This window comes from Microbacterium sp. AK009, assembly GCF_013410955.1.
In the GTDB taxonomy this organism is placed as follows: Bacteria; Actinomycetota; Actinomycetes; order Actinomycetales; family Microbacteriaceae; genus Microbacterium.
This window is the reverse complement of record NZ_JACCCG010000002.1, coordinates 139,831-162,786: the sequence shown is the minus strand read 5'-3', so window position 1 is coordinate 162,786 and position 22,956 is coordinate 139,831. Positions and strand designations below refer to the sequence as shown.

21 protein-coding genes are annotated in these 22,956 nt (G+C 69.9%); 17 read left to right on the top strand and 4 right to left on the bottom strand.

The features are described 5' to 3' along the window. Window positions 1-49: 49 nt before the first annotated feature. Both pdxS and pdxT read left to right on the top strand, forming a co-directional pair. Window positions 50-940, top strand: coding sequence for a pyridoxal 5'-phosphate synthase lyase subunit PdxS (gene pdxS, locus HDC37_RS04690; protein ID WP_179559258.1), 891 nt, complete (start codon window positions 50-52; stop codon window positions 938-940). Next, a complete protein-coding gene (gene pdxT / locus HDC37_RS04685) occupies window positions 930-1,526 on the top strand; it encodes a pyridoxal 5'-phosphate synthase glutaminase subunit PdxT (protein WP_179559257.1) in 597 nt (198 codons plus the stop codon). Before pdxS ends, pdxT begins: the two co-directional genes overlap by 11 nt. 154 nt (window positions 1,527-1,680) lie before the next feature. Here the strand turns inward: pdxT and HDC37_RS04680 are convergent, their stop codons facing one another. Beyond that, on the bottom strand, window positions 1,681-3,075 hold the full coding sequence (locus tag HDC37_RS04680) for an aminotransferase class V-fold PLP-dependent enzyme (RefSeq protein WP_257021316.1): 1,395 nt from the start codon (window positions 3,073-3,075) through the stop codon (window positions 1,681-1,683). Between the two features lie 172 nt (window positions 3,076-3,247). Here HDC37_RS04680 and HDC37_RS04675 point away from each other — a divergent pair, with 172 nt between their 5' ends. The 8 genes from HDC37_RS04675 (at window position 3,248) to HDC37_RS04640 (ending at window position 12,151) form a co-directional block, all read left to right on the top strand. After that, a complete protein-coding gene (locus tag HDC37_RS04675; RefSeq protein ID WP_179559256.1) occupies window positions 3,248-4,006 on the top strand; it encodes a YebC/PmpR family DNA-binding transcriptional regulator in 759 nt (252 codons plus the stop codon). A gap of 221 nt (window positions 4,007-4,227) precedes the next feature. Then, window positions 4,228-4,788 (top strand): crossover junction endodeoxyribonuclease RuvC, encoded by a 561-nt coding sequence (gene ruvC / locus HDC37_RS04670; protein WP_179559255.1) that lies wholly within the window; start codon window positions 4,228-4,230, stop codon window positions 4,786-4,788. A 54-nt stretch (window positions 4,789-4,842) separates the two neighbouring features. Next, the gene (ruvA, locus tag HDC37_RS04665; RefSeq protein ID WP_179559254.1) at window positions 4,843-5,463 is read left to right on the top strand and encodes a Holliday junction branch migration protein RuvA; all 621 of its coding nucleotides are present in this window, start codon (window positions 4,843-4,845) and stop codon (window positions 5,461-5,463) included. After that, a complete protein-coding gene (gene ruvB, locus HDC37_RS04660; RefSeq protein WP_179559253.1) occupies window positions 5,456-6,484 on the top strand; it encodes a Holliday junction branch migration DNA helicase RuvB in 1,029 nt (342 codons plus the stop codon). Before ruvA ends, ruvB begins: the two co-directional genes overlap by 8 nt. 83 nt (window positions 6,485-6,567) lie before the next feature. Continuing rightward, window positions 6,568-7,029, top strand: coding sequence for a preprotein translocase subunit YajC (yajC, locus tag HDC37_RS04655; RefSeq protein WP_179559252.1), 462 nt, complete (start codon window positions 6,568-6,570; stop codon window positions 7,027-7,029). A gap of 36 nt (window positions 7,030-7,065) precedes the next feature. Next, window positions 7,066-8,796, top strand: coding sequence for a protein translocase subunit SecD (secD, locus tag HDC37_RS04650; protein WP_179559251.1), 1,731 nt, complete (start codon window positions 7,066-7,068; stop codon window positions 8,794-8,796). Beyond that, window positions 8,796-9,785 carry a protein translocase subunit SecF gene (gene secF / locus HDC37_RS04645; RefSeq protein ID WP_179559250.1) on the top strand — a complete coding sequence of 330 codons (990 nt, stop codon included), beginning with the start codon at window positions 8,796-8,798 and terminating at the stop codon, window positions 9,783-9,785. The genes secD and secF overlap by 1 nt, the downstream gene beginning before the upstream one ends. Window positions 9,786-9,877: 92 nt before the next feature. Beyond that, window positions 9,878-12,151, top strand: coding sequence for a bifunctional (p)ppGpp synthetase/guanosine-3',5'-bis(diphosphate) 3'-pyrophosphohydrolase (locus tag HDC37_RS04640; RefSeq protein WP_179559249.1), 2,274 nt, complete (start codon window positions 9,878-9,880; stop codon window positions 12,149-12,151). On the opposite strand, the gene HDC37_RS04635 is transcribed toward HDC37_RS04640, so the two are convergent. The 3 genes from HDC37_RS04635 to HDC37_RS04625 form a co-directional block, all read right to left on the bottom strand. Next, window positions 12,130-12,699 (bottom strand): hypothetical protein, encoded by a 570-nt coding sequence (locus tag HDC37_RS04635; protein WP_179559248.1) that lies wholly within the window; start codon window positions 12,697-12,699, stop codon window positions 12,130-12,132. The two genes, HDC37_RS04640 and HDC37_RS04635, sit on opposite strands and share 22 nt — an antisense overlap. A 62-nt stretch (window positions 12,700-12,761) precedes the next feature. Next, the gene (locus HDC37_RS04630) at window positions 12,762-14,030 is read right to left on the bottom strand and encodes a DUF349 domain-containing protein (RefSeq protein ID WP_308472090.1); all 1,269 of its coding nucleotides are present in this window, start codon (window positions 14,028-14,030) and stop codon (window positions 12,762-12,764) included. 100 nt (window positions 14,031-14,130) lie between these two features. Next, complete coding sequence (locus HDC37_RS04625; RefSeq protein ID WP_179559246.1) at window positions 14,131-14,469, bottom strand: dioxygenase; 339 nt, start codon at window positions 14,467-14,469, stop codon at window positions 14,131-14,133. A 163-nt stretch (window positions 14,470-14,632) separates the two neighbouring features. On the opposite strand from HDC37_RS04625, the gene HDC37_RS04620 reads away from it, so the two are divergent. From HDC37_RS04620 to HDC37_RS04590, 7 genes are all read left to right on the top strand, one after another. Then, the gene (locus HDC37_RS04620; protein WP_179559568.1) at window positions 14,633-15,946 is read left to right on the top strand and encodes a replication-associated recombination protein A; all 1,314 of its coding nucleotides are present in this window, start codon (window positions 14,633-14,635) and stop codon (window positions 15,944-15,946) included. A 314-nt stretch (window positions 15,947-16,260) separates the two neighbouring features. Continuing rightward, a complete protein-coding gene (rpsD, locus tag HDC37_RS04615) occupies window positions 16,261-16,890 on the top strand; it encodes a 30S ribosomal protein S4 (protein WP_124293195.1) in 630 nt (209 codons plus the stop codon). 187 nt (window positions 16,891-17,077) lie between these two features. Further along, window positions 17,078-17,365 carry an ATPase gene (locus HDC37_RS04610; protein WP_179559245.1) on the top strand — a complete coding sequence of 96 codons (288 nt, stop codon included), beginning with the start codon at window positions 17,078-17,080 and terminating at the stop codon, window positions 17,363-17,365. A 66-nt stretch (window positions 17,366-17,431) separates the two neighbouring features. After that, window positions 17,432-20,092, top strand: a complete 2,661-nt coding sequence (alaS, locus tag HDC37_RS04605; RefSeq protein ID WP_179559244.1) for an alanine--tRNA ligase — start codon at window positions 17,432-17,434, stop codon at window positions 20,090-20,092. Beyond that, window positions 20,089-20,556: a Holliday junction resolvase RuvX gene (gene ruvX, locus HDC37_RS04600; RefSeq protein ID WP_179559243.1), complete on the top strand. Its 468-nt coding sequence runs from the start codon at window positions 20,089-20,091 to the stop codon at window positions 20,554-20,556. Before alaS ends, ruvX begins: the two co-directional genes overlap by 4 nt. Further along, a complete protein-coding gene (gene mltG / locus HDC37_RS04595) occupies window positions 20,556-22,106 on the top strand; it encodes an endolytic transglycosylase MltG (protein WP_179559242.1) in 1,551 nt (516 codons plus the stop codon). Before ruvX ends, mltG begins: the two co-directional genes overlap by 1 nt. Beyond that, on the top strand, window positions 22,100-22,954 hold the full coding sequence (locus HDC37_RS04590; protein ID WP_179559241.1) for a shikimate dehydrogenase: 855 nt from the start codon (window positions 22,100-22,102) through the stop codon (window positions 22,952-22,954). Before mltG ends, HDC37_RS04590 begins: the two co-directional genes overlap by 7 nt. Window positions 22,955-22,956 lie beyond the last annotated feature (2 nt).

Below are 22,956 nucleotides of genomic sequence, written 5' to 3'. Positions count from 1 at the left end.
ATATTTTCTGGCCTAGGTCAAAAAGCACCTCGTCTTGAAAGGATCGATGATGAGCACACCGACCACCGGATCCGACCGGGTCAAGCGCGGCCTCGCCGAGATGCTGAAGGGCGGCGTCATCATGGACGTCGTCACCGCCGAGCAGGCCCGCATCGCCGAGGATGCCGGCGCCGTCGCCGTCATGGCCCTCGAGCGGGTGCCCGCCGACATCCGCGCCCAGGGCGGTGTGTCGCGCATGAGCGACCCCGACATGATCGACAGCATCATCGACGCGGTGTCGATCCCCGTCATGGCGAAGGCCCGGATCGGGCACTTCGTGGAGGCTCAGGTGCTGCAGGAGCTCGGCGTGGACTACATCGACGAGTCCGAAGTGCTCTCGCCCGCCGACTACGTCAACCACATCGACAAGTGGCCCTTCACGGTTCCGTTCGTGTGCGGCGCGACGAACCTCGGCGAGGCGTTGCGGCGCATCACGGAGGGCGCCGCGATGATCCGTTCGAAGGGTGAGGCGGGCACGGGAGACGTGTCTGAGGCGATGAAGCACATCCGCAGGATCCGCGGTGAGATCGCCGCGCTGACGGCACTGTCGAAGGACGAGCTGTACGTCGCGGCGAAGGAGCTGCAGGCTCCGTACGAGCTGGTGGCCGAGATCGCCGAGACCGGCACCCTCCCGGTGGTGCTCTTCGTCGCGGGCGGCGTGGCGACGCCGGCCGACGCGGCGATGATGATGCAGCTCGGCGCCGACGGCGTGTTCGTCGGCTCGGGCATCTTCAAGTCGGGGAACCCGGCGGAGCGTGCGGCGGCCATCGTCAAGGCGACCACGTTCTTCGACGACCCGAAGGTCATCGCCGAGGTCTCGCGCGGACTCGGGGAGGCCATGGTCGGCATCAACGTCTCCGATCTCCCGGCTCCCCACCGCCTCGCCGAGCGTGGCTGGTAGGCCGCGCGTCGGCATCCTCGCCCTCCAGGGGGACGTGCGCGAGCATGCCCGGGTTCTGGCCGAACTCGGCGCGGAGGTCGCGCTCGTCCGTCGACCCGAGGAGCTGTCGGCTGTCGACGGACTCGTGCTCCCCGGCGGGGAGTCCAGCACGATCGACAAGCTGTCACGTGCGTTCGGTATGCAGGAGCCGATCCGTCGCGCGATCGCAGGCGGGATGCCGGTCTTCGGCACATGCGCGGGGCTCATCCTCCTCGCCGATCGCCTGGAAGACGGCATTGCGGGCCAGCAGACCTTCGGCGGGCTCGACGTCACGGTGAAGCGGAACGCCTTCGGCGGGCAGGTCGAATCGTTCGAAACCGAGATCGCCGTCGATGGTCTCAACGGCCCGCCGGTGCACGCCGCCTTCATCCGCGCTCCCGCAGTGACCGAGGTCGGTCCGGGCGCCCGCGCGCTCGCCTCACTCGACGACGGCCGCGTCGTCGCGGTCGAGCAGGGGCCGCTGCTGGGGATCGCGTTCCATCCCGAGGTCGCGGGGGAGTCGAGGTTCCATCGCCGTTTCCTCGCAGGCGTCGCCGCGCGGGCCTGAGGCCCTCCTCCCGCCCGCCCCCGTCCCCCCACCCCACCCCACCCCACCCCACCCCCACGAGAATCCATCTGGGCGCCGAGGATGCGGGTGAACCTCGAATGCTCGGCGCGCCGTTGCACTCTCGCGTCAGAGGAAGCGGGGGCGGAGCGACGCGTCAGACGGGGGCGGGGGAGGCCAGCCGGGCGATCGCGGCGAGGGTAAGGTCGATGTCGTCATCGGTGGTCACCCACGACGACATCGAGCAGCGCAGCACCGCCCGCTCTCGCCAGTGCGCTCCGGTGAGCGCGGCCGTTCCCTCCTGGAGGATGGCGCGCCCGAGCTCCTGGGTCGCGTCGTCGTCATCCAGCCGGAACATCACCTGGGTGAAGTCGGGCGCGCAGACGACCGTCACCCCCGGGATGGCGCGAAGGCCCCGTTCCAGCCTGCGCGCATTGCGGTGAAGCCGATCGACGAGGGCTTCGACGCCCTGCATGCCCAGCGATGCCAACGCCGCCCACACGGGGACGCCGCGAGCCCGCCGGGACAGTTCGGGTGTGACATCCCAGGGGTCGAGCCCGGTGTACATCAGATAGTCGCCGCCCGTGCGGAACATCGCGATCGAGTCGGCCGGGTCCCGGACGATCGCCATGCCGCAGTCGTACGGGACGTTCAGAGTCTTGTGGGCATCGGTCGTCCAGGAGTCCGCGGCATCCACCCCCCACGTGAGGGCGTGAAGGCGCGGTGACGCCGCGGCCCACAGGCCGAAGGCGCCGTCGACGTGCACCCACGCCCCGTGCGATTTCGCGATCGGGATGAGCTCGGCGAACGGGTCGAAGGCCCCGGTGTGCACCTCGCCCGCCTGCAGGCAGACGATCGTCGCCCCCTCGGGGAGGTCCTGCAGGGCGCGCGCGAGAGCGTCGGGCCGCATTCTGCCGTCATCGTCGGAATCGATCACCACCATGTCGGCCTCGCCGAGCCCCAGAAAGCGGGCGGCGCGATCGACGGATCCGTGGCGATCGCGGCCGACGACCAGCCTCACCTGCGGCGCCCCTGTGAGGCCCTGACGGGTGAAGTCCCAGCCGCGGCGGCGCAGCAGCGCGTGCCGCGCGACGGAGAGGCAGACGAAGTTCGACACCTGTGCACCGGTGACGAAACCCACCGAGGCGCCGCGGGGGAGATCGAGGATCTCCAGGAGCCAGTCGCCGGCGATGCGCTCGAGAGCGACGGTGGCGGTGGTCATGGCGCTCGACCCGGAGTTCTGATCCCAGGTCGAGACGAGCCAGTCGGCGGCGAGGGCGGCCGGCAGCGTGCCGCCGATCACGAAGCCGAAGAAGCGGCCGCCCGGGATCGCGACCAGGCCCGGATCGGCGCGGGCGGCGAGGTCGCGGATGACGTCGGCAGCGGGTCGACCAGTGGCGGGGAGAGGTCCGCCGAGCGCTGCTGTCATCTCCTCGACGCTCGCCCGCGGCCAGACGGGTCGGTCGGGCAGCGTCGCCAGGAACTCCCGCGCCGCCTGGTGGGCGGCGTCCAGCGCCGCGTCGCGCTCATCCATGGCCACAGTGTCATGCATGGCGACAGTGTCCCGCCGCTCCCGCGAGAGTGCAACGGGGCGCCGAGAAGGCGGGTGCGCCCCGCTCCCTCGGCGCGCAGATGCACTCTCGCGGGAGAACGGGAGGGGGCGCGAGGGCGGGCGCGAGGCGGGCGCGAGGGGAGGCAGGATGGGCGCGGCTAGAATCGTCAGCATGTCCGGCCACTCCAAGTGGGCGACCACCAAGCACAAGAAGGCCGTCATCGACGCCCGCCGTGCGAAGTCGTTCGCCAAGCTCATCAAGAACATCGAGGTCGCCGCCAAGATCGGCGGTGCCGACCTCTCCGGCAATCCCACCCTGTACGACGCCGTGCAGAAGGCGAAGAAGACTTCGGTCCCGAACGACAACATCGACCGCGCGATCAAGCGCGGTGCCGGGATCGGCGGCGAAGCGGTCGAGTACACCTCGATCATGTACGAGGGCTACGGCCCCAACGGCGTGGCGCTCATGATCGAGTGTCTGACCGACAACCGCAACCGCGCCGCCGCTGAAGTGCGCACCGCGCTCTCGCGCAACGGCGGCAACCTCGCCGACCCCGGCAGCGTCGCCTACAACTTCACCCGCAAGGGCGTGATCGTCGTTCCGGGCGAAGGGACGAGCGAGGACGACGTGATGATGGCCGTCCTCGACGCCGGCGCCGAAGAGGTCGAGCCGCACGGCCAGGGCTTTGCGGTCATCACCGAGGCGAGCGAGCTGGTGTCGGTGCGCACGGCCCTGCAGGACGCGGGGATCGACTACGACTCCGCCGACGTCGAGTTCGTCCCCAATCTCAAGGTCGAGGTCGACGCCGACACCGCGCGGAAGGTCTTCCGGCTGATCGACGCGCTGGAGGACAGCGACGACGTGCAGAACGTCTTCAGCAACCTCGACCTGACCCCCGAGGTGCAGGCCGAGCTCGAAGCAGAGGACTGAGCCCCGCCCGCGCCGAGCACAGCGGCGGGGTTCGCGGGGCGACACGTCGACATTCCGGTCGACGGGTCGGCGGGCCGGGACTCCGGCCCGCGGTTGCGCACTCGACCCGCGCGCCGAGACGGTCGGATGACGCATAGCGGCGCCTCTCCGCACGCGGGCGGACGGCGACCCGCCGGGCGCGCCTGCGGCGCGGCGGGCGGAGCCGCGCCTACCGTTGCGGGGTGGCAACCCTTCGCGTTCTCGGCGTCGACCCGGGCCTGACCCGGTGCGGGATCGGCGTGGTCGACGTGGCAGCCGATCGCAGTGCGCGTCTCGTGCATGTCGGCGTCATCCGCACCGAAGCCGGAACCGCGATCGAGCACCGGCTGGCCGCTCTGGCGGAGGGGCTCCGCGAGGTCGTGCGGGCTTACGGGCCCGCCGTCGTCGCCGTCGAGCGGGTGTTCGCTCAGCACAACCGCCAGACCGTGATGGGAACCGCGCAGGCGAGCGGCATCGCCCTGCTCGTCGCGGGTGAGGCGGGCCTGCCCGCGGCCACGCACACTCCGACCGAGGTCAAGGCCGCGGTCACCGGCTACGGTGCGGCCGACAAGCGTCAGGTGCAGACGATGGTGGCCCGCGTGCTGCGGCTGGACGCTCTGCCCCAGCCGGCGGACGCCGCGGACGCCCTCGCCCTCGCGCTGTGTCACGCGTGGCGGCGCGGCCCGTCCGCCGCCTCACCCGCCGGCGCGCTCACGCCGGCGCAGCAGCGGTGGGCTGACGCCGAGCGACTCGCGCGTCGCTGACGCCGCGGGTGTGTCGCTAGAACATATGTCCGAACCGTGTCCTAGGCTGAGCACATGATCTCCTCCCTCCACGGCACCGTGCTGCACGTCGAGGCCGACAGCGTCATCGTCGAGGTGGGTGGCGTCGGGTTCTCCGTCGCCGTGACCCCGCAGGTTTCGCGCAGCGCCCCGGTCGGGGAGCGCCTCCTGCTGCACACCGCCCTGATCGTCAGGGAGGATGCGCTGTCCCTGTTCGGTTTCCCCACGCGCGAGGAACTGGCGGTGTTCTCGGTGCTCCTCGGGGTGACCGGTGTCGGTCCGAAATCGGCGCTCGGGGTACTCGCCACACTCACCGTGCCGCAGATCGCCGATGCTGTTGCGGCCGACGACGATGCGCCGTTCCGACGGGTTTCGGGGATCGGGCCGAAGACGGCGAAGCTCATCGTCGTGCAGCTCGCCGGCAAGCTCGCCCCCGCTCGTCCCGCCGGCGCACCGGCGACGGCCGCGCCCGTGCCCGACCTCAGCGCGCAGGTCGTCCAAGCGCTCGTGGGCCTCGGCTGGTCCGAGCGCACCGCGGCCGAAGCGGTGTCGACCGTCTCCGAAACCGCGACCGACGCCGACCGCGCCTCCGTGGGGGCTCTCCTGCGTCGCACCCTCGCCGAACTCGGCCCGGCGCGGGAGTCGCTCCGTGGGTGAGGCCCTGGATCCCGCCGAACCGGCCGACGAGTCCGAGCTCGCCATCGAGGGGGCGCTGCGGCCCACCTCGCTCGCCGAGTTCGTCGGGCAGCAGAAAGTGCGCGGGCAGCTGCAGCTGCTCCTGCAGGCCGCGCGCATCCAGCAGCGCCCGGCCGATCACATCCTGCTCTCGGGCCCTCCCGGGCTCGGCAAGACGACGCTGGCGATGATCGTCGCGCACGAGAGCGAGCGGATGCTGCGGATGTCCAGTGGTCCCGCGATCCAGCACGCCGGCGACCTCGCCGCCCTCCTGTCGAGCCTCGTCCCGGGGGAGGTGCTGTTCATCGACGAGATCCACCGCATGGCCCGCTCTGCCGAGGAGATGCTCTACCTCGCGATGGAGGACTTCCGCATCGACATCATGGTGGGGAAAGGCGCCGGAGCCACCAGCATCCCGCTGGATCTCGCACCGTTCACCCTCGTGGGCGCGACGACGCGCTCGGGGATGCTGCCCAATCCTCTTCGCGACCGCTTCGGCTTCACCGCGCACCTGGAGTTCTACGAGCCGGAGGAGCTGGAGCAGGTCATCCGGCGCTCGGCCGAGAAGCTCGACGTGGAGATCCCCGCGTCGTCGCGGTCCGAGATCGCGCGACGCTCCCGGGGAACTCCCCGGATCGCGAACCGGCTGCTGCGCCGGGTGCGCGACTACCTCGTCGTCCACCGGGGCGGCGGCGCCGCCGATGCCGAGGCGGTGGACGCGGCCCTCGAGCTCTACGACGTCGATCGCATCGGACTGGATCGCCTCGACCGTGCTGTTCTGGACGCACTCATCCGCCGATTCCACGGCGGGCCCGTGGGTCTCGGGACGCTCGCGGTCGCCGTCGGGGAGGAGCCCGACACCATCGAATCGGTGGTGGAGCCGTACCTCGTGCGCATCGGATTCATGGGCAGAACACCCCGCGGCCGGGTCGCGACCCCGGACGCCTACGCTCACCTGGGAGCCCCTCATCGCGATGGGGCCCTCAGATTCGATGACCTATAATCGCTCAAGGCTTCTCGCCGCCTCCCCTCCCTGCACGGCAGCGCCGCCCAGGCGTGCCGAAACCGAAAGGTGCCCTTCACCTCATGGACTTCGCGACCTTCTTCGCCAACTACGGCCTCATCCTCCTGCTGGCCGCCCTGTTGGTCTTCATGTTCTGGAGCTCGCGTCGTCGTCTGCAGAAGCAGAAGGCCGAGCAGGAGCAGCGCGCCCGCCAGACGGTTCCCGGCGCCGAGGTCCTCCTCCAGGGTGGGCTCTACGGCACGATCGTCTCCTACGACGCCGACAACCTCGACCAGCCCGCGGTCGTGGAGATCGCTCCCGGGGTGAGTATCAAGGTGCACAGCCAGGCGATCCTCCGTGTGGTGAACCCCACGGATGTCCTGTCGGAGGAGGAGTTCATCGAGGCTGAGGTCAGCAAGGAGGAATACCTCGAGGGCGTGGCCACGGGAGACATCACCTCTATCAGCGACGACCGGCGCGCCGCCACTTCCGCCGAGCCCACCGACGACACCGACGCGGACAAGCGCACCAAGCCCGACGCCTGACCCGTCGTCCGACGGCTCGAAGAAAGCTGACCCCTCGTGGCCACATCCACCCCCGTCCGCCGCGCCTGGCGGGCCCTGATCGGCCTGCTGGCGATCACGGCAGCCCTGTTCGGAGTCAATGCACTCGGTGTCTACGGCTTCGGCCAGAGCTCCTGGGTTCCCGAGCTCGCGCTCGACCTCCAGGGCGGCACCCAGATCGTGCTTCAGGCGCAGACCGAGAACGCCGAACCGCCGTCGAGCGAGCAGATGGATCAGGCGGTCACGATCATCCGCCAGCGCGTCGACGCCTCCGGCGTGGGTGAGGCGGATGTCGCGACGCAGGCCGGTAACCAGATCGTCGTGCAGATCCCCGGTGAGGCCGACGAGGAGACCCGTCAGCGCATCGAGCAGTCGGCGCAGCTGCAGCTGCGCGCGGTGCTCGCCACGAGCAACGAGACGTCCGGCGCATTCATCGGGCAGGACGGCAACCAGACGCCGTACCCCACCCCCGATCCGTCCCTGCCGTCGACACCCTCACCCTCGCCGTCCGACGGCAGCGACCCCGCTTGGATCACCCCGGCGCTCCAGGCGCAGTACGACGCGTACAACTGCTCCGATCCGGCGAACGATCCCGCAAACGCCCCCGCCGACCAGCCGCTCATCACCTGTGACCCCACGGGCACGGTGAAGTACATCCTCGGACCGGTCGAGCTCGACGGATCGGCCATCGACGATGCCACCTTCGGTCTGCAGCAGACCGACGGACGGTGGGCGGTCAACCTCGTCTTCGACGGCGAGGGCACGCAGATCTTCGGCGAGATCAGCCAGCGCCTGTTCGGTGCCGCGCCGCCGCTGAACCAGTTCGCCTTCGTGCTGGACGGCTCGGTGCTCTCCGCGCCGTCGATGAACGGGGTCATCCTCGACGGCCAGCCCAGCATCACCGGCAGCTTCACGCAGGAGACCGCGCAGGTGCTCGCCGACCAGCTGCGGTACGGGGCCCTGCCGCTGAGCTTCGAGGTCGTCAGCTCCGACACCATTTCCGCGACCCTCGGATCCCAGCAGCTGCAGATCGGACTCATCGCCGGACTTATCGGCCTGATCCTGGTCGCGCTCTACTCGCTCGCGGTGTACCGCGCGCTCGGGTTCGTCATCATCGCCTCGCTCATCGTGATGGGCGTTCTGACCTACATCACCCTCTGCATCCTCGCCTGGCGCATCGGCTACCGCCTGTCGCTGGCCGGTGTGGCCGGTGTGATCGTCTCGATCGGATTCACCGCCGACAGCTTCATCGTCTACTTCGAACGAATACGTGATGAGCTCCGCGACGGCAAGTCGATCACGGGCGCGGTCGAAGACGGCTGGGCCCGAGCACGCCGCACGATCTACATCTCCAAGTCGATCAACGTTCTCGCCGCCGTCGTCCTCTACATCCTGGCCGACGCCACCGTGAAGGGTTTCGCCTTCACCCTCGGCCTGACCACGGTGATCGACGTGCTGATCTTCATCCTCTTCACCCACCCGGTGCTGCAGCTGCTGGCTCGAACGCGCTTCTTCGGTTCGGGTCATCCACTGTCAGGTCTCGATCCGGAAGCCCTCGGCGCCGTCTACCGGGGTCGGGCGCAGTTCCGTGCACCGGTGTCAGCGGGGAAGACCCCCGCGGCACGCCGTGCGGCCAAGGCTCGAGGGGAAGCGGAGCGACGGCAGACCATCGCCGAACGCAAGCAGGCGGAACTCACCGCCGCGGAGTCCGGCAAGTCCGCAACGAAGGTCAAGGACGGAGACCACTGATGCGGTCCATGAGCCAGCTCGGCAACGACCTCTACACCGGCAAGACCAGCTTCCCGTTCGTCGGGCGGCGGCGGCTGTGGTTCATCATCGCGGCGATCCTCGTGATCGGTGCGGCGCTGGTGCCGCTGTTCCGTCCCATCCAGCTCTCGATCGAGTTCACCGGTGGCTCGCAGTTCACCGTCTCCGGCGTCACGACCACCGACCAGGCCGTCGCCACCGAGGCGGTGCAGTCCGTCGTCCCCGACGCGGTCACCCGGGTCGTCACGGTCGGCTCCGACGCCATCCGGGTGCAGACCGACCAGGTGACCGACGACGAGAGCCTGCAGATCTCCGAAGCTCTCGCCGACGGGTACCAGGTTCCCGTCGCCGACGTCAGCTATTCGTTCATCGGCCCCAGCTGGGGTGCGGATGTCACACGGCAGTCGCTGTGGGGCCTGGCGATCTTCCTCGCGCTGACCTTCCTCATCCTCGCGCTGTACTTCCGCACCTGGAAGATGTCGGCCGCGGCGATCATCGGTCTCGTCGACGTGCTGGTCATCACGATCGGGATCTACGCCCTGTTCGGATTCGAGATCTCACCGGCTGCGGTGATCGGCTTCCTCACGATCCTCTCCTACGCGCTGTACGACACCACGGTGGTCTTCGACAAGATCAGGGAGAACACCAGCGAAGACGGCGAGGTGTCGGGCCGGACGTTCGGCGAGTCCGTCAACCTGGCCGTGAACCAGACCCTCGTCCGATCCATCAACACCACCGTCGTGGCGATCCTCCCCACCGGGGCGATTCTCTTCATCGGTGCGCTCTGGCTCGGGGCACGGACGCTCACCGACATCTCGCTGTCGATCTTCGTCGGCACGATCGTCGCGGCCTACTCGACGATCTTCGTCGCCGCTCCGCTGTATGCGCTGTTCCGCGAGAAGGAGCCCGCGGTGCGAGCGCGCGACGAGCGGGTCACCGCCGCACGCGAGCTCGCCGGCACTCCGATCTGAGTACGGCACGCGTGCGCGGGCATCGCACCCCGCGGCGCGGAGCGCTCGCACGCGCGGCGTAGGATGAGGTGTCCAGCGGAGGGAGGGGCTCGATGACCGAGACGGTCCCGTCCGCTCCGGCGCCGCCGGCGTCGCAGACGACCTCGTCACTGCGCAGGCTCGTGCCCCGCATCTTCTCCCGCTCCGCCCGCCGCGACGACGTCGAACGTCTGCTGCGCACCGTGCGCACGCATCATCCCAAGGGCGACCTGACGATCATCGAGCGTGCCTACACCGTCGCCGAGAAGGCACACTCCGGGCAGACGCGGCAGAGCGGCGAGCCCTACATCACGCATCCCCTCGCGGTGGCGCAGATTCTCGCCGATCTGGGGTTGGGTCCCCGCGCGATCGCGGCGGCTCTGCTTCACGACACCGTCGAGGACACCGGCTACCCGCTCGACACCCTGACGGCCGAGTTCGGCGACGAGGTCGCCATGCTGGTGGACGGCGTCACCAAACTCGACAAGGTCAAGTACGGCGAGAGCGCGCAGGCCGAGACCGTCCGCAAGATGATCGTGGCGATGTCGCGCGACATCCGGGTCCTCATCATCAAGCTCGCCGACCGCCTCCACAACGCTCGCACCTGGGGTTTCGTCCCGCCCGAGAAGGCGAAGAAGAAGGCCACCGAGACCCTCGAGATCTACGCCCCGCTCGCGCATCGGCTGGGTATCCAGACGATCAAGTCCGAGCTCGAGGACCTGTCCTTCGCCGTGCTGCACCCCAAGCTCTATGCCGAGATCGACAGTCTCGTCAAGCAGCGCACTCCGCAGCGTGAGCAGTACGTCCAGAGCGTCATCGAAGCCGTCGAAGGGGATCTCCGCGACCTGCGCGTCCGCGGCCGCGTGATGGGTCGCCCGAAGCAGCTGTACTCGGTGTACCAGAAGATGATCGTCCGAGGTCGCGAATTCGACGACATCTACGACCTCATCGGGATCCGGGTGCTGGTCGGGAGCGTTCGCGACTGCTACGCGGTGCTCGGCGCGATCCACGCGCGGTGGACACCGCTGTCGGGCCGTTTCAAGGACTACATCGCCACTCCCAAGTTCAACCTCTACCAGTCGCTGCACACCACCGTCATCGGTCCGGCGGGACGCACGGTGGAGATCCAGATCCGCACCAATGAGATGCACCAGCAGGCCGAGTACGGCGTGGCCGCGCATTGGAAGTACAAGGAACGGATGAACGGCGGCAAGACCGACGCGAAAGCCGTCGACGCCGACATGGCCTGGCTCGCCCACATCTCCGACTGGCAGGCCGAGACCGCCGACCCGGGGGAGTTCCTCGACTCGCTGCGTTTCGAGATCGGCGCGAAAGAGGTCTACGTCTTCACGCCCAAGGGCCGCGTCATCGGACTGCCCTCGGGGGCGACGCCGGTGGACTTCGCCTACGCCGTCCACACCGAGATCGGCCATCGGACGATGGGGGCGAAGGTCAACGGGCGGCTCGTGCCGCTGGAGTCCGAGCTCAACAGCGGCGACGTGGTCGAGGTGTTCACCTCGAAGAATCCCGATGCAGGTCCCAGCCAGGACTGGCTCGGATTCGTCAAGAGCACCCGCGCCCGCAACAAGATCCGCGGCTGGTTCACCAAGGAGCGCCGCGAGGAAGCGGTCGAGCAGGGGAAGGATGCCATCGCCCGGGCGATGCGCCGCCAGAATCTCCCGCTTCAGCGCCTGATGAACCAGGACTCCTTCACCGAGGTCGCCCGGCAGCTGCGTTACGAGGACGTCTCGGCGCTGTACGCCGCGGTCGGCGAGGGGCACGTGTCGACGCAGTCGGTGATCGAGAAGGTGACCGCGTTGGTGAGCGCGGCCGAAGACACCTCGACGGGCCCGATCGACCTCCCGGCGGTCGGGCGGTCGCGGGCGCCCCGCGGGGGCGAGTCCGGGGTGCTGGTCCGCGGCGCGCCCGACATCCTGGTCAAGCTCGCCAAGTGCTGCACGCCTGTTCCCGGCGATGAGATCGTGGGCTTCGTCACCCGTGGCAGCGGCGTGTCGGTGCACCGTGCGGACTGCACCAACGTGCGGTCGCTGAAGGAAGACCCCGAGCGTCTCATCGAGGTGGAGTGGGCACCGACCACCAAGAGCGTGTTCCTCGTCCAGATCCAGGTCGAGGCGCTCGATCGCTCGGGTCTGCTGAGCGATGTCACGCGGGTGCTCAGCGAGCACCACGTCAACATCCTGTCGGCCACCGTCTCGACCTCCAACGACCGGCTGGCCATCAGCCGATTCGTGTTCGAGATGGGCGACACCGTCCACCTGGACCGCGTCCTCAACGCCGTGCGGCGGATCGATGCGGTTTACGACGTCTATCGCGTGACGTCTTCCTGATCGGCCGGTCGGGCCGCCAGCTCGGCGAGAACATTGAGGGCCCGCCTCTTGTGCGGCATCCGACCTTGGCTGCTGAGATGTGCGCGGGTGATCTCGGCCAGCCCAGGGCGCAGTTGAGAGAATTTCTGAGCGGCGCGGCGGTGCGTCTCGTCACCGACCCGGCAGAGGTCGGCGAGTGTTCGGACGGGAGTGGTCACCCAGACCCCGCCCACCCGCTCGAGGTCGCCCCGGTCGAGAGCGGTGTCCCGCACGACCACGCGCCGGTCGTGCACGGCCGTGACCCGTCGCGCCACAGCCCGCTGCACCGTGTGGCGCGCAGGCGGTTCGGCGATCGCGTCGTGGATCCAGGCGGCGCTGAGATGGGTGGCGGCGAAGAGATCGGTCAGGATGCCGCGGAGCGACCCGGCTCGCAGCGCCGCCGTCTCCACCGCATCGGCCGGCATGTAGCCGTCGCCGACTTCGACGACGTCGCCGTCCAGGCGTGCGGCCGACAGCTCGGTGCCCGACAACCGGTCGCCCGGGAGGTAGAGGAAGCGCGACGTGGCCATGGCGGCGAGTCTGCCGGGAATGGGTCGCCGTCGGGTGACCCTGTGGACAACCCCGGCGGCGATCAGCCCCCGAGTGCGCGCAACCAGGCCCGCCGGGCCTCGAGAGCTTCCTTGGCCTTCGCCACCGCACGCGCATCTCCGGATTCCTCGGCGGTCGCCACCTCGACTTCGAGCTTGGCGATGGCGTCGGTCAGCTGACGGGTCATGTCATCGGCCCGTGCCTGCGTCTCGGGGTCGTTGCGCTTCCACTCGACCTCCTCGCGCGACCGCACGGCCTGCTCGATCTTGCGGAGCTCGTCGTCGAGCGAACGCTCGGCGTCGCGGGGGAAGATGCGGCCGATCTCATCCCACTTCCGCTGGATGCCGGTCAGCAGCGTCCGGGCCTTGGCGAGGTCCTTCTCATCGGGGATCGGGCGAGCCTCCACCAGCAGCGCCTTCTTCGCCTCGATCTTCTCCTTCGAGGCTTCGGCGTCGGCTGCCTCCCGTTCGCCGCGTGCGGTGTAGAGCGCGTCACCGGCGGCCTTGAAGCGCGCCCAGAGCGCGTCATCGGCCTTCTTGCCTGCGCGGCCTGCCGACTTCCACTCGTCCAGAAGGTCGCGATAGGCCCCGATGCCATCCTCACCGCGCGGGGCGAGGGCTTCGGCGCGTTCGATCAGTCGGGTCTTACGCTCGCGGACGGACTTGTGGGCCTCATCGAGCTCGGCGTAGAACGCCCGGCGGTGCTTGTCGATGGTGGCCCGTGCGTCGCGGAAACGCTTCCACAGCTGCTGCGCTGTCGAACGGGGCAGTCGGGGACCGTTCTGCTGCTGCGACTGCCACTGGTCGAACAGTGCCGACAGCTCCGCCGAGACCTGCTTCCACTGCACCGATCGCGGATCGCGGGCGGCGAGCTCCTCTGCGCGCTCGACGAGTGCGGTGCGCTCCTTCACAGCGGCGTCCACGGCCTCGCGGGCTGCGGCGGCCTCCGTCGCGGAGGCTTCGGCCAGGGACGAGGTGAGGTGTGCGACCCGTGCCTCGAGGGCCGCGAGGTCGCCCACCGCGGCGGCGCCGCTGATCTTCGCCTGCAGCGAGGTCGCCGTGGCGCGGAGGTCGCTGGCCGAGGCGCCGCCACGACGGTGACGAACTTCGAGGAGCGTCACCTCGGCGGCGAGGTCGGTGAACTTGCGCTCGAAGTAGGCCAGCGCCTCTTCGGGCGAGCCGTCGGGGAACTGGCCGACGACGCGCCATCCGTCCGACTCTCGCACCGATACGGTGCCGTCCTCGTCGACGCGGCCCCAGGGCTGGTCGTCGGTGGGGGTTTCCGGGCTGGTGGGGTCTGCTGCGGCAGTCACGGGATGCACCTCATCGCGGCCGAGGCCGGGTGTGGGGGATGGACGCGCCCCAGCCTAGTACGGCGTCGCGGCCTGGCGAGGGGATTGCGTCGGGGTGCGCCTATTGATCTGCAGGAGCGGAGGGGTCGCCGCTCGGCTCGCTGCTCGGCGCGGGGGTGGTCTCGAGCGGCGTCGGCTCGGGCGCAGGTGCGTCGGTCGGGCTGGGCACCGAGGTCTGCGTCGGGGAGGGGGCGGGTTCGGGCACCCCGGGTCCGACGGTGAAGTAGGCGGTCTGCGCGGCGACGATCCCCGCGATCAGCAGGCCGCCGGCAACACCGGCGATGAGGTTGTCGCGGCGGCGTCGGCGCTGCTGACCCTCGTGGAAGCTCTGTCGGGCCTGGTAGAGCCGGGCACGCTCGCGTTCCGCGCGGGACGCACGATCCTTGCTTCCGGTGGCCACCGATCCTCCTTCGGTCCCGGCGGTCCCGGGCGTGATGATCCTATGCACAGCGCCGGGGGGCCGCCAAACGCCGGGGAGAGGCGGTGTCGGCGGCCACCGTTAGCCTTAGGGAGTGAGTGATACGGCGGGTCTTGTGCGCAGCCACACGCCCCTCGCCGTGCGGATGCGCCCCACGTCCCTCGGTGAGGTCGCGGGGCAGGGGCATCTGCTGCGTAAGGGTTCCCCGCTGGTCACCCTCGCCGATCCTGCGTCGACAGGGACGACAGCGACCTCGGTGATCCTCTGGGGTCCGCCCGGCACGGGCAAGACCACGCTCGCCCAGGCGATCGCACGCTCGTCGGGCCGGCGCTTCGTGGAGCTGTCGGCAGTGACAGCGGGGGTCAAAGACGTCCGCGAGGTGATGCAGGACTCCCTTACGCAGCGCGACCTCTACGGGCAGTCGACGATCCTGTTCCTCGACGAGATCCACCGGTTCACCAAGGCGCAGCAGGATGCGCTCCTCCCCGGGGTGGAGAACGGGTGGGTCGTCCTCATCGCGGCGACCACCGAGAACCCCTCGTTCTCGGTCATCTCGCCGCTGCTGTCACGGTCGCTGCTCCTCACGCTCCGCCCGCTCACCGACGCCGATCTGGGCGTGCTGGTCGACCGCGCGGTGGACGATCCGCGGGGACTGGGCGGCAGGCTCGCCCTCGACGCCGACGCCCGCGACGCGCTGGTCCGGCTCGCCTCCGGTGACGGCCGGCGCGCCCTCACCGCCTTGGAGGCGGCAGCGTCGCTGGCTGAGCGCGATGCGGCGGAGGTCGAGGCCACAGACGAGGACGCCGCGGAATCGGATGCCACGGCTCCGACCATCACCGTCGACCACGTCTCGCAGGCCGTCGACCGGGCGCTGCTGCGGTACGACCGCGAGGGCGACGAGCACTACGACGTCATCAGCGCGTTCATCAAAGCGATCCGCGGCTCGGACGTCGACGCGGCGATCCATTACCTCGCCCGCATGATCGAGGCAGGAGAGGACCCGCGCTTCATCGCCCGACGGCTGATCATCTCGGCATCCGAAGACATCGGCCTCGCCGACCCGCAGGCCCTCGTCATCGCGGTCGCCGCGGCCGATGCCGTGCAGCTCATCGGGATGCCGGAGGGTCGTATCCCGCTGGCGGAGGCGACGGCTTACCTGGCGACGACGGCGAAGTCGAACGCGGCCTACGTCGCCGTCGACGCCGCCATCGCCGACGTCCGCGCCGGAGGATTCGGGCGGGTGCCGGTGCATCTGCGCGACGCGCACTACCCGGGGGCGAAGCGCCTCGGCCACGGCAAGGGGTACGTCTATCCGCACGACAGCGAGGTGGGCGTGGTTGCGCAGCAGTACCTCCCCGACGAGCTGCGCGGGAAGCGGTACTACCGGCCGACCGTCCACGGACAGGAGCGCGACGTGCACGCGCGCCTGGAGAAGATCAGAAAGCTCCTGGGGGAGTGAATGCGGGCGCGGCTCTCGAGGGTCGGCTTGGGCGCGTCACCACCGTGCGGCGCCCAGACGCACCTCGACCGTCGACACAGATCACGGCGCGGTGGGTCTCGACAGCGGATGGGGGTCTCGGCCGCGGGACGCGGGACAAGGTGCGGAAAGGGCCATCTGGTAGACTGGACCGGCTCGAAACACCGTTTTCGGGCATCCCCTCTCTTCTTCACCGACCTTCCGGCGTGCCCCGGCGTGCAGTCCGAAAGGGCGAAGAGGGGCGATACGTCCGCGAGCCGTGAAAGACACGGCAGCGTCATCGAAAGGAACACTTCGTGGCTACGAAGTCCCAGGACCGCCGCAAGGTCCGCCTGTCCCGCGCCCTCGGCGTGGCCCTCACCCCGAAGGCCGCCCGCTACCTCGAGAAGCGTCCCTACGCTCCGGGTGAGCACGGACGCACCAAGCGCAAGGCCGACAGCGACTACGCCGTCCGTCTGCGCGAGAAGCAGCGTCTTCGCGAGCAGTACGGCATCCGCGAGAAGCAGATGCGCAACACGTTCAACGAGGCCCGTCGTACGCAGGGCCTGACGGGTGAGAACCTCGTCGAGCTGCTCGAGATGCGCCTGGACGCCCTGGTGCTGCGCTCGGGCTTCGCCCGCACCACCGCGCAGGCCCGCCAGATGGTCGTGCACCGTCACATCCTCGTCGACGGCCAGACCGTCGACCGCCCGTCGTTCCGTGTGAAGCCGGGCCAGACCATCCACGTCAAGGCCAAGAGCGAGGGCACCGAGCCCTTCCAGGTCGCCGCCGCCGGTGGACACGCCGACGTGCTGCCCCCCGTTCCGGGCTACCTGCAGGTCGAGCTCGACAAGCTGCAGGCGCAGCTCGTGCGTCGCCCCAAGCGCGCCGAGGTGCCCGTCGTCTGTGACGTCCAGCTCGTCGTCGAGTACTACGCCGCGCGCTGACGTTTCGTCGGCTGCGTGTGGCGTAGTGGTTGTCGAGTAGGGCGCGCAGCGCCCGTATCGAGACACGCCGCGCGCTGACGTTCGTCGGCTGCATGCCTCTCGGAAGGCGTCGGGGTCACCCCGGCGCCTTCCGTCGTTTCCGCCTACGATGAGAAAGTGCCGCGCCCGCGGCGGAGGAAGTGGTGTGATGAGAAGTCTCCTGTGGTTCTTGATCGGGATCATCGGCGGGTTCGTCGCCGCCCATGTGGTGAACAAGAACCCCCGTGGAGCAGAACTCCTCGCCGAGGTCGACGCCCGGATCTCCGAGTTCACCGACCGCATGGGCGATGCCTACCGCGACCAGCAGGGGCGCTTCGCCGACACGCTCGACGACCTCGGTGACGCTGCCGAAGACGTCGTCGAGGCGGCCGCGGATGCCGCTGCCGAGGTGCTGGCCAAGGCAAAGGCCAAGGCGGCCGCAGCGTCATCCGACTGATCCGTCGCCCGATCCGTATCCGCTCGCTCCGCGGGCGGATCATCCACGTCTTCCTGAGGACTTCGCATGAGAACCGCTGAGATCGCCCAGCGCTACCTCGACTACTTCGAGCGCAACGGCCACACCATCGTCCCGTCGGCGTCGCTCGTCAGCGACGACCCGTCGCTGCTGTTCACCGTCGCCGGTATGGTGCCCTTCATCCCGTACCTCACCGGAGTGGTCCCGGCGCCCTATCCGCGCGCCGCCGACGTGCAGAAGTGCATCCGCACCAACGACATCGATGAGGTCGGCAAGACTCCTCGGCACGGCACCTTCTTCCAGATGCTCGGCAACTGGTCGTTCGGCGACTACTTCAAGGAGGGTGCGATCCGCTACGCGTGGGACCTGCTGCTCTCCTCCGAAGCCGACGGCGGTCTCGGGTTCGACGAGAAGGACCTGTGGGTCACCGTCTACGAGGACGACGACGAGGCCGAGTCGCTCTGGCGCACCGTCGCCAGCATCTCGCCCGACCGCATCCAGCGTCTCGGACGCGACTCGAACTACTGGAGCACCGGACAGCCCGGCCCCGCCGGGCCCTGCTCCGAGATCTTCTTCGACCGTGGTCCGGCGTACGGCATCGACGGGGGTCCCGCCACCGATGACGACCGGTACGTGGAGATCTGGAACCTCGTGTTCATGCAGTACGCGATCACGAACGTCCGCTCCAAGGTCGACTTCGACATCATCGGCGAGCTGCCGCAGAAGAACATCGACACCGGCATGGGTCTCGAGCGCGTCGCGTTCCTCAAGCAGGGCGTGGAGAACATGTACGAGACCGACCAGGTGCGGCCGGTGCTCGATCGCGCGGTGGAGCTCTCGGGTCGGCGCTACGGCGCCGTGCACGACGACGATGTGCGCTTCCGCGTCGTGGCCGACCACGTCCGCTCCTCGCTGATGCTCCTCGCCGACGGCGTCACACCCTCCAACGAGGGACGGGGCTACATCCTGCGACGACTCATGCGCCGGGCGATCCGTGCGATGCGCCTGCTGGGGGTGGATGCGCCCACCTTCCCCGAGCTGTTCGCGGTGTCTCGCGACGCGATGAAGGCCGCCTACCCGAACCTCGAGACCGAGCACTCCCGCCTGTCGGCGTACGCGGTCGCCGAGGAGGAGACGTTCCTGCGCACTCTCGCGTCGGGCTCGACCATCCTCGACCTGGCGGTGGCGACGACCAAGGATGCCGGAGGCACGAGCCTCGCGGGCGCCGACGCGTTCCTGCTGCACGACACCTACGGATTCCCGATCGACCTGACGCTCGAGATCGCCGAGGAGGCGGGGCTGAGCGTCGATCGCGCCGCTTTCGACACGCTCATGCAGGAGCAGCGCTCCCGTGCGAAGGCCGACGCCAAGGCGCGCAAGCGCGCCATCGCCGACCACAGCGTCTACCGGGAGTTCCGCGCCCGGGGCGAAACCGCCTTCACCGGCTACACCGACCTCGAGACCGAATCCACGGTTCTCGGCGTCCTCGTCGACGGTGTGTCGGTCGATCGCGCCCGCACGGGCGAGATCGCCGAGGTCATCCTCGCCGAGACGGCCCTGTACGCCGAATCGGGCGGCCAGGTGGCCGACAAGGGCGTGATCGTCGGGCCGGGGTACGAACTCGATGTGATCGACGTGCAGCGTCCGGTGGCGGGCCTGATCAGCCACACCGTCGAGGTGCGCACGGGCGAGGTCGGGGTGGGCCAGCCCGCCACCTCGGTCGTCGACGCGGCGAACCGCCGGGCGGCGATGCAGGCGCATTCGGCGACCCACCTCGTCCACGCGGCGCTCCGCGACACCCTGGGAAGGTCCGCGACGCAGGCGGGGTCGCTCAACCGCGCCGGCTATCTCCGTTTCGATTTCACCTGGGGTCAGGCCCTGTCGGGCGAGACGAAGTCGGAGATCGAGGAGATCGCCAACAACGCGGTGCGCGACAATCTCGAGGTCACCACCCGGGTGCTCTCCCTCGACGAGGCCAAGGAACAGGGCGCGCTGGCGCTGTTCGGCGAGAAGTACGGCGACACCGTGCGCATGGTCGACATCGGCGGACCCTGGTCGCGCGAGCTCTGCGGCGGCACCCACGTCGACCGCAGCGCCGAGGTCGGGATCATCAGCCTCGTCGGGGAGTCGTCGGTGGGTGCCTCCAACCGCCGTGTCGAGGCGCTCGTCGGCGCCGATGCGTTCCGCGAGCTGGCGGCGGAACGCGCCATCGTGTCGCAGCTGACCTCGACCCTGAAGACCCCGCGCGACCAGCTGCCCGCTCGAATCGCCGACCTCGCGGCGAGCCTGAAGGCCGCCGAGAAGAAGATCGCCCAGCTCGAGTCGAAGGCGCTCGGCGAGCGCCTCCCGCAGCTGGTCGCCGCCGCCTCCCGTCACGGCGCCTACGCGGTCGTCGCCGAGAGCCTGGGCGCGGCCTCGAGCGCCGACGACGTCCGGGCCCTGGCCCTGCAGGTGCGCGAGCGGCTCGGTGCGGATGCCGCCGTGGTGGCCCTCGGCGCCGTCGTGGGGGAGCGTCCGGTGGTGATCGTGGCGACGAACGACGCCGCGCGCAGCGCGGGGGCCCGTGCGGGTGTGCTCGCCAAGACCGCCGCCGGCGTTCTCGGCGGCGGCGGCGGCGGGCGCGACGACCTCGCCCAGGGCGGGGGGACGGATGCCACGGCGCTGCCGGCCGCGATGGCCGCCGTCACCCGGGTGCTCGCCGAGGGATGACCGGTTTCCGGCGGGGCGCCCGCCTCGGGATCGATGTCGGCAAGGCCCGCGTGGGGGTCGCCCGCTCCGATCCGGACGGGCTCCTCGCGACCCCGGTGGAGACCGTCGCCCGCGACGAGCGGGCGATCGCCCGCGTACGGGAACTCGCGGACGAGTACTCCGCGGTGGAGCTCATCGTCGGTCTTCCCCTGAATCTCCGCGGTGAGTCGACGCCCTCGACCGAGGATGCCCGGGCCTTCGCCGAGGAGCTCGCCACGGCATCCGCCGTGCCCGTGCGGCTCGTGGACGAGCGCCTGACCACCGTGTCCGCGCATGCGGTTCTGCGCGATTCGGGCAGATCGCAGCGTTCTTCTCGTAGCATTGTGGACCAGGCCGCGGCCGTTGTTCTGCTTCAGCACGCCCTCGATGTGGAGAAGCGGCAGGGACGACCGCCCGGAACCCCCGTCCCCCAGGAGCCCGCCTGATGCCCGATCACCCGTCGTCCGAGGATCCGTTCGCGGATCTCTTCGGGAAGCTGCCCGACCCCCGCACTCGAGACTCCCGCCGGTCTCAGAGCACCCCCGAAGCTCCCGGAGCGGCGGATACGCCCGCCGGAGGACGCCGCACCGCGGAGCCGGCGAGCGAGGATCCCTCCGGGCCTGCCGGTCCGCCGCCGTCGCGCCGGGCAGCCCGCGAGGCCGCCGCGCGATCCACCGACGGGCCGTCTGCCCCGGTGCCCGCACCCCGCAGCGATCCGGCGCCGATCCCTGCGCCACGTGTCGCGCAGACGCCGGTGGGCGCTGGTGTCGCCTCGGCCGGCCCGTCGGGCGCCGAGCGGGGAGCCACGCGCACCGCGACCCGGCCCGCCGGCACCGCGACGCTCGAGGATCTCTTTACGGGCGAAGCCACCACCGAGGCCCTGGGCGCTCCGCCGCCGAAGCCGAACCGGCGCCGGCGCCGCATCGGCGCGGCGATCGCGATCGGCCTGGTGCTCGCGATCATCGGCGGCATCGTCGCCGGCGGACTGTACGTCTGGAACACCTACGAGTCCCAGATCCGCGAGGTGATGGGGTGGGAAGAGCCGGCGGACTTCGAGGACGGTCTCGCCAACGGCGAGGCTCTCGTCACGATCGTCTCGGGCGACACCGGCCAGTCGATCTCGCAGACGCTCTTCGACGCGGGCGTCACCAAGACCTCCGACGCCTTCTACGACTACCTGATCGACAACGGCCGAAGCCCGACGTTCATGCCGGGCGTGTATCGACTGCAGCTGCAGATGACCTCCGAGGCGGCGCTCGCGGCGATCGAGAACCCCGAGAACAAGCTCGAGAACTCGGCCCTCATTCCCGAGGGGCAGACGGCGGAGGCGACGCTGGAGATCGTCTCCGAGAGCCTCGGGATGCCGCTGGAAGAGCTGCAGGCTGCAGCGGCCGACCCCGCCGCGTACGGCGTGCCCGCCCAGAGCCTCGAGGGATGGCTCTTCCCGGCGATGTACACGTTCGATCCCGGCGTCACGGCGACCGATGTCATCCAGACGATGGTGAACCGCACCGTGCAGTCGCTGGATGCCGCGGGGGTTCCCGTCGACGATCGGCAGCGGATCCTCATCATCGCCTCGATCATCCAGCGGGAAGCCCGCTACGAGGCCGACATGCAGAAGGTCTCGCGCGTCATCCAGAACCGGCTCGACCCCGGGAATCAGGAGACCTTCGGCAAGCTGCAGATGGACTCCACCGCCCAGTACGGGGTCGGTGAGAGCCGCGAAGGCGTGGTGAGCTCGAGCGAGGAGGCCCTCACCGATCCGAACCCGTGGAACACCTACGTGCAGGTGGGGCTGCCGATCGGTCCGATCGCCAACCCCGGCGACGTGGCCATCAATGCGGCGATGAACCCGGCGGACGGCCCGTGGCTGTACTTCGTGACCGTCAACCTCAACACGGGCGAGACGATCTTCACCGAGACCTACAACGAGCACCTCCGGTACGTCGAGCAGTGGCGGGAGTGGTGCAGCCAGAATCCCGACGCGGGATGCTGAGCGCCGACGCCACGCGCCTGGCGGTGTGGGGCGACCCGATCGCCCACAGTCGGTCCCCGCAGCTTCACACCGCCGCGTACGCCGCGCTGGGCCTGCCGTGGACCTACGAGCGGCGCCGGGTCTCGGAGGCGCAGTTCACCGCCGCACTCGCCGATCCGTCGGAGACGTGGCGCGGTCTGTCGCTGACCATGCCGTTGAAGCACGTCGCCGCGGAGGCCGCGACGACCCTCGACCGCGCCGCTCGGCTCAGCGGCGCGGTGAACACCCTCATCCCCGGTGAGGGGGGGATCCTCGGCTTCAACACCGACGTGGCCGGGCTCGTCGCGGCGATCCGCGAGCAGGGGATCGACCGGGTCCGGCGCGGAAGGATCCTCGGTGCGGGAGCCACAGCGACCTCCGCGCTTCTGGCGCTGGAAGCACTGGGCGCGCATGACGTCGAGATCCGGGCGCGCCGCCCGGACGCGGCCCGCCCTCTCGTCGCCCTCGGCGAGAAGCTCGGCCTGCACGTCATGGCGGAGGCGTTCGGCGCGCCCCGCACGCGTCCCGCCGGGATCGAGCCCGAGCTGACCATCGCCACCCTTCCGGGAGACGCCGAGCTGGCGGCATCCGTCCTCGACGAGGTCGTGGTGCCGGGGAGCCTGTTGGTCGACGTCGTCTACGGCACGTGGCCGACACCTCTCGCCCAGGCGTGGGAGCGTGCGGGCGGAAGAGCCGTCTCGGGGTTGCCGATGCTCCTGCATCAGGCGGTGCGTCAGGTGCGGATCTTCACCACCGGCGATGTCGACGAGCCGCTCCCGTCGGAGTCCGTCATCGTCGCGTCGATGCGCCGAGCCCTCATGGAAGACTAGGA

Excerpts from the sequence above, each read along its gene's own strand:
- HDC37_RS04610 (WP_179559245.1), top strand. The coding sequence starts at position 17,078 with ATGAGAAGTCTCCTGTGGTTCTTGATCGGGATCATCGGCGGGTTCGTC.
- ruvA (WP_179559254.1), top strand. The coding sequence starts at position 4,843 with ATGATCTCCTCCCTCCACGGCACCGTGCTGCACGTCGAGGCCGACAGC.
- ruvX (WP_179559243.1), top strand. The coding sequence starts at position 20,089 with ATGACCGGTTTCCGGCGGGGCGCCCGCCTCGGGATCGATGTCGGCAAG.
- alaS (WP_179559244.1), top strand. The coding sequence starts at position 17,432 with ATGAGAACCGCTGAGATCGCCCAGCGCTACCTCGACTACTTCGAGCGC.
- HDC37_RS04640 (WP_179559249.1), top strand. The coding sequence starts at position 9,878 with ATGACCGAGACGGTCCCGTCCGCTCCGGCGCCGCCGGCGTCGCAGACG.
- secF (WP_179559250.1), top strand. The coding sequence starts at position 8,796 with ATGCGGTCCATGAGCCAGCTCGGCAACGACCTCTACACCGGCAAGACC.
- HDC37_RS04620 (WP_179559568.1), top strand. The coding sequence starts at position 14,633 with ATGCGCCCCACGTCCCTCGGTGAGGTCGCGGGGCAGGGGCATCTGCTG.
- yajC (WP_179559252.1), top strand. The coding sequence starts at position 6,568 with ATGGACTTCGCGACCTTCTTCGCCAACTACGGCCTCATCCTCCTGCTG.
- pdxS (WP_179559258.1), top strand. The coding sequence starts at position 50 with ATGAGCACACCGACCACCGGATCCGACCGGGTCAAGCGCGGCCTCGCC.
- HDC37_RS04590 (WP_179559241.1), top strand. The coding sequence starts at position 22,100 with ATGCTGAGCGCCGACGCCACGCGCCTGGCGGTGTGGGGCGACCCGATC.
- HDC37_RS04680 (WP_257021316.1), bottom strand. The coding sequence starts at position 3,075 with ATGCATGACACTGTGGCCATGGATGAGCGCGACGCGGCGCTGGACGCC.
- HDC37_RS04635 (WP_179559248.1), bottom strand. The coding sequence starts at position 12,699 with ATGGCCACGTCGCGCTTCCTCTACCTCCCGGGCGACCGGTTGTCGGGC.
- HDC37_RS04675 (WP_179559256.1), top strand. The coding sequence starts at position 3,248 with ATGTCCGGCCACTCCAAGTGGGCGACCACCAAGCACAAGAAGGCCGTC.
- mltG (WP_179559242.1), top strand. The coding sequence starts at position 20,556 with ATGCCCGATCACCCGTCGTCCGAGGATCCGTTCGCGGATCTCTTCGGG.